4 protein-coding genes and 1 rRNA gene are annotated in these 5,133 nt (G+C 73.0%); all 5 read left to right on the forward strand.

All coding sequences use genetic code 11. The features are described from left to right. A 5S ribosomal RNA gene (gene rrf, locus ACFXOZ_RS42055) occupies positions 1-76 on the forward strand; the annotation flags it as partial. Between the two features lie 263 nt (positions 77-339). Further along, positions 340-2,940: an ATP-binding protein gene (locus ACFXOZ_RS42060; RefSeq protein ID WP_380595318.1), complete on the forward strand. Its 2,601-nt coding sequence runs from the start codon at positions 340-342 to the stop codon at positions 2,938-2,940. Positions 2,941-3,019: 79 nt separating this feature from the next. Continuing rightward, positions 3,020-3,700, forward strand: a complete 681-nt coding sequence (locus ACFXOZ_RS42065) for a response regulator (protein ID WP_033351413.1) — start codon at positions 3,020-3,022, stop codon at positions 3,698-3,700. A gap of 97 nt (positions 3,701-3,797) precedes the next feature. Then, positions 3,798-4,205 (forward strand): OB-fold nucleic acid binding domain-containing protein, encoded by a 408-nt coding sequence (locus tag ACFXOZ_RS42070; RefSeq protein WP_360245819.1) that lies wholly within the window; start codon positions 3,798-3,800, stop codon positions 4,203-4,205. Positions 4,206-4,207: 2 nt separating this feature from the next. Then, a complete protein-coding gene (locus ACFXOZ_RS42075; protein WP_375897301.1) occupies positions 4,208-5,035 on the forward strand; it encodes a DUF3159 domain-containing protein in 828 nt (275 codons plus the stop codon). The last annotated feature ends 98 nt before the right edge of the window (positions 5,036-5,133 follow it).

The raw sequence follows: 5,133 nt of genomic DNA on the forward strand, positions 1-5,133 counted from the left end.
GAACCCGGAAGCTAAGCCTCACAGCGCCGATGGTACTGCAGGGGGGACCCTGTGGGAGAGTAGGACGCCGCCGAACAATCATTCAGAGAAGGCCCGCCCGGGTGACCGGGTGGGCCTTTTCGCATTTCCGGGACAACCGGCGGAAAGCGGACGAGGCTGCCCCGGGAGACCCTCGACCGACCCCCGCCGAGTGGCTGCTCCTCCGTCAATATGCCGCTAAAACCGCATGATCAGTGGACTGATCAGCGGAATACCGCCGCCCACGCCGTAGTCTCGAAGGCAGGGGGAACAGGTGTCCGGGGGTGGCTCCCGGGCAGAGCCGGATCAAGAATGGTGCTCATGGGACGAGGCAGGCTGCGCATCTACCTCGGGGCGGCCCCCGGGGTCGGCAAGACGTACGCCATGCTCGCCGAGGCACACCGGCGGCAGGAGCGTGGCACGGACGTCGTGGTGGCGTTCGTGGAGGACCACGGCCGGCGACGGACCGCGGACCTGGTGGCCGGGCTGGAGGTCGTGCTCCGGCAGCAGGTGGTGCACCGGGGCGCCCGGTTCTCCGAGATGGACCTGGACGCCGTGCTGGCCCGCCGCCCGGAGGTGGCGCTGGTGGACGAGCTGGCCCACACCAACGTGCCCGGCTGCCGCAACGAGAAGCGCTGGCAGGACGTCGAGGAGCTGCTCGCCGCCGGGATCGACGTGATCTCCACCGTGAACGTCCAGCACCTGGAGTCGCTCGGCGACGCCGTCGAGGGCATCACCGGGGTGCGCCAGCGCGAGACCGTCCCGGACGAGGTGGTCCGCCGGGCGGACCAGATCGAGCTGGTGGACATGTCCCCGCAGGCGCTGCGGCGGCGGCTGGCGCACGGCAACGTGTACATGCCGGAGAAGATCGACGCCGCGCTCGCCAACTACTTCCGGCCGGGCAACCTGACCGCGCTGCGCGAGCTGGCGCTGCTGTGGACCGCGGACCGGGTCGACGAGTACCTGCAGAAGTACCGCGCCGAGCAGGGGATCGTCGGCACCTGGCAGGCCCGGGAGCGGATCGTGGTCGGCCTGACCGGCGGCCCAGAGGGGGCGACGCTGATCCGCCGGGCCGCCCGGATCGCGGCCCGGGTCTCCGGCGGCGAGCTGCTGGCCGTCCACATCTCCCGGTCCGACGGGCTGGCCGGCACCGGCTCCCCGCAGACGCTGATCGAGCAGCGCGCGCTGGTGGAGAGCCTCGGCGGCTCCTTCCACAACGTGCTCGGCGACGACCCGGCCGGGGGGCTGCTGGACTTCGCCCGGGGGGTGAACGCCACCCAGATCGTGCTGGGCACCAGCCGCCGCCCCGGCTGGCAGTACCTGTACGGGCCCGGCGTCGGCACCCTGGTCACCCAGAAGGCCGGGGACATCGACGTCCACATGGTCACCCACGAGCACGCCGGGCACGGGCGGCGCAACAAGATACCCGTGCGGCGGGTCACCGACCTGGGCCGGACCAGGACCGTCGCCGGCTGGCTGGTCGGGCTGGTCGGCCCGCCGGTGCTGGCGCTGGTACTGACCACCATCGGCGGGCTGGGCCTGTCCACCGACATGCTGCTGTTCCTGTCGCTGACGGTGTGCGCGGCGCTGGTCGGCGGGCTGCTGCCGTCCATCGGCTCGGCGCTGGTCGGCTCCTCGGTGCTGAACTTCTACTTCACCCCGCCGCTGCACACCTTCTCGATCAACGAGCCGCAGAACATCATGGCGGTGGCGATATTCACCATCGTCGGCTGCTCGGTCGCCTCCGTGGTGGACCTGGCGGCCCGGCGCACCCACCAGGCGGCCCGCGCCCAGGCCGAGGCGCAGACGCTCAGCGCGCTGGCCGGCACGGTGCTGCGCGGCGCCCCCAACGGGGACGGCGTGCTGACCGCGCTGATGGAGCAGGTCCGGGAGACCTTCGGGCAGGAGAGCGCCGCGCTGCTGGAGCGCCCGGAGCCGACCGGCGGCTGGGTGCCGGTCGCCACCGCAGGGCCGCGCCCGCCCGGGCGCCCCGAGGAGGCCGACGTGGACGTCCCGGTCGGGGAGAGCCTGGCCCTGGTGCTGCGCGGCCGGGTGCTGCCCGGGACCGACCGCCGCCTGCTGGGCGCGTTCGCCGCCCAGGCCGCCGTGGTGCTGGAGCGCCGCCGGCTGGCCAGGGAGGCCGCCGCGGCCCGCCGCGAGGCCGAGGGCAACCGGATCCGCACCGCCCTGCTGGCCGCCGTCTCGCACGACCTGCGCACCCCGCTGGCGGGCATCAAGGCCTCGGTGACCTCGCTGCGCTCGGCCGACGTGCAGTGGGACCCGGAGGACGAGGCCGAACTGCTGGCCGGCATCGAGGCCGGGGCCGACCGCCTCGACCACCTGATCAACAACCTGCTGGACATGAGCCGGCTCCAGACCGGCACCGTCACCCCGCTGATCCAGGAGACCGACCTGGACGAGGTGGTGCCCTACGCGCTCGGCGGCGTCCCGCCGGAGTCGGTGCGCCTGGACGTGCCGGAGACGCTGCCGATGATCCGTGCCGACGGCGGACTGCTGGAGCGCTCGCTGGCCAACCTGGTCGAGAACGCCGTCAAGTACAGCCCGGAGGGCGTCAAGGTGCTGGTCAAGGCCGACGCCCTGCAACCGCCGGGCCGGCCGGGCCGGGTCGAGCTGCGGATCGTGGACCGCGGACCGGGCGTCCCCGAGGACGCCAAGGAGCGGATCTTCGCCCCCTTCCAGCGCTACGGGGACGCGCCGCGCGGCGCCGGGGTCGGCCTCGGCCTCGCGGTGGCGCGCGGGTTCGTCGAGGCCATGGACGGTACCGTCACCGCCGAGGACACCCCCGGCGGCGGCCTCACCATGGTCGTCAGCCTGCCCGCCGTGGAACGGCCGCCGGAGCGGCCCGGCCCGGACACGCCGGGCGGCGAGGGCCACGACCCGCTCTCCGAACTGATCACCTGAGACCCGGCGGAACCACGCCGCACGCACAGCCGAGACAACAGTCCGTAAGATCCGACAGCCCGAAAGGCGGAGTCCGTAAATGACCCGGGTCCTCGTCGTGGACGACGAACCGCAGATCGTCCGCGCACTGGTGATCAACCTCAAGGCCCGCAAGTACGAGGTCGACGCGGCCCACGACGGGGCGAGCGCGCTGGAACTCGCCGCCGCCCGCCATCCCGACGTCGTCGTCCTCGACCTGGGCCTGCCCGACATGGACGGCGTCGAGGTGATCCGCGGCCTGCGCGGCTGGACCCGGGTGCCGATCATCGTGCTGTCGGCCCGGCACGCCTCCGACGAGAAGGTCGAGGCCCTGGACGCCGGCGCCGACGACTACGTGACCAAGCCCTTCGGGATGGACGAACTGCTCGCCCGGATGCGGGCCGCCGTGCGCCGGGCCGAGCCGGTCGCCGGGGAGGACGACTCGCTGGTCGTCACCGAGAGCTTCACCGTCGACCTCGCCGCCAAGAAGGTCAACCGGGACGGCACCGACGTACGCCTCACGCCCACCGAATGGCACCTCCTGGAGGTCCTGGTCCGCAACGCCGGGCGGCTGGTCAGCCAGACCCAGCTGCTCCAGGAGGTGTGGGGCCCGGCCTACCGCACCGAGACCAACTACCTGCGGGTCTACCTCGCCCAGCTGCGCCGCAAGCTGGAACGCGACCCTTCGCACCCGCGCCACTTCATCACCGAACCGGGCATGGGCTACCGCTTCGAGAGCTGACCGGCGGCTCCCCGGCGGCCCCTCGGCAGCCCCTCGGCAGCCTCCCGGCGGGGGCGACGCCTGCCGCCGGGGGCACCGAAACCGGTACCCTGCCGACATGAGTGGTGACAACAGCAGTGGCCAGCCGCCGGGGCGGTTCCGCCGCATGCTCAGTCGGCTGACCACCTCGGCCGAGGAACTGGACGCCGAGGACCTGCGCCAGGAGATCGCCGCCGAGTCCGGCTGCACGCCGATCGCCGGCTGCGCCGACCGGCAGCTGGTCACCGTCGCGGGCACGCTGCGCACGGTGACGCTCCGCCCGCGGGCCGGGGTGCCGGCCCTGGAGGCCGAGCTCTTCGACGGCACCGAGGCGTTGGAGGTCGTCTGGCTGGGGCGTCGCTCGATCGCGGGCATAGAACCGGGCCGTCGGCTCGTCGCCAGCGGCCGGATCAGTCACGCACGCGGGCGCCGCGTGCTGTTCAACCCCCGCTACGAACTGCGTCCGGTCGGACACGGGAGCGAATGAGCGTGAGCAACCACCCCGGCGGAGACGCCACTGCCCGGATCGACCTGGACGCCGCCGACGTGGCGGCCTGGCAGGACGCCGCCGCCGCCGAGGCCGCGGACGGACTGGCCAAGTCGATCGAAGGCACCGCGCCGGCCGCCGAGCGGCCCCTCGACCCGGCGGCCGCCGAGGCCGCCCGCAAGGCCGCCTCCAAGGAGGCCGCCGACACGATCCTGCAGGCCTTCGGCGGCGTGCGCGGCATGATCGACATGACGCTGCCCGGCCTGGTCTTCATCGTCACCTACAACCTCACCCACCAGGTCAGCGCCGCCGCCTGGGCCGCGCTCGGGCTCAGCGCCCTGTTCGTGGTGGCGCGGCTGGCCCGGCGGGAGACCATCCAGCACGCCTTCAGCGGCGTGTTCGGCGTCGCCCTCGGCGCCTGGATCGCGATGAAGAGCGGCAAGGCCGAGGACTTCTACCTGCCCGGCCTGCTCTGGAGCGTCGGCTACTGCACCGCCCTCGCGGTCTCCGCCGTGGTGCGCTGGCCGATGATCGGGGTGATGCTCGGCCCGATCACCGGCGAGATGTTCACCTGGCGCAAGGAGAACCCGGGCCGGCTCGCCGCCTACACCAAGGCGACCTGGGCCTGGGTGGTGATCATGGGCCTCAAGCCGGTGATCCTCTTCCCGCTGTACTTCACCCACAACGTCAACCTGCTCGGCTGGTTGAAGGTCGCCCTCGGCATCCCGCCGCTGCTGCTGGCGATGTACGTCACCTGGCAGATCCTGCTCAAGGCGCCGCCGCCGATCAAGGCGCCGGTCGACGACGAGGAGGAGGAGTCGGCCAAGTAGCCGCTCCCGCCGGTCGCCCGCACGGCGAACGCACCGCACTGCACGGCGCAGCTGCGCACCGTACGGCCGAGGGCCCGCACCCCCTGACGGGGATGCGG

Origin of the sequence: Kitasatospora sp. NPDC059160 (assembly GCF_042755465.1) — a bacterium.
GTDB lineage: Bacteria > Actinomycetota > Actinomycetes > Streptomycetales > Streptomycetaceae > Kitasatospora.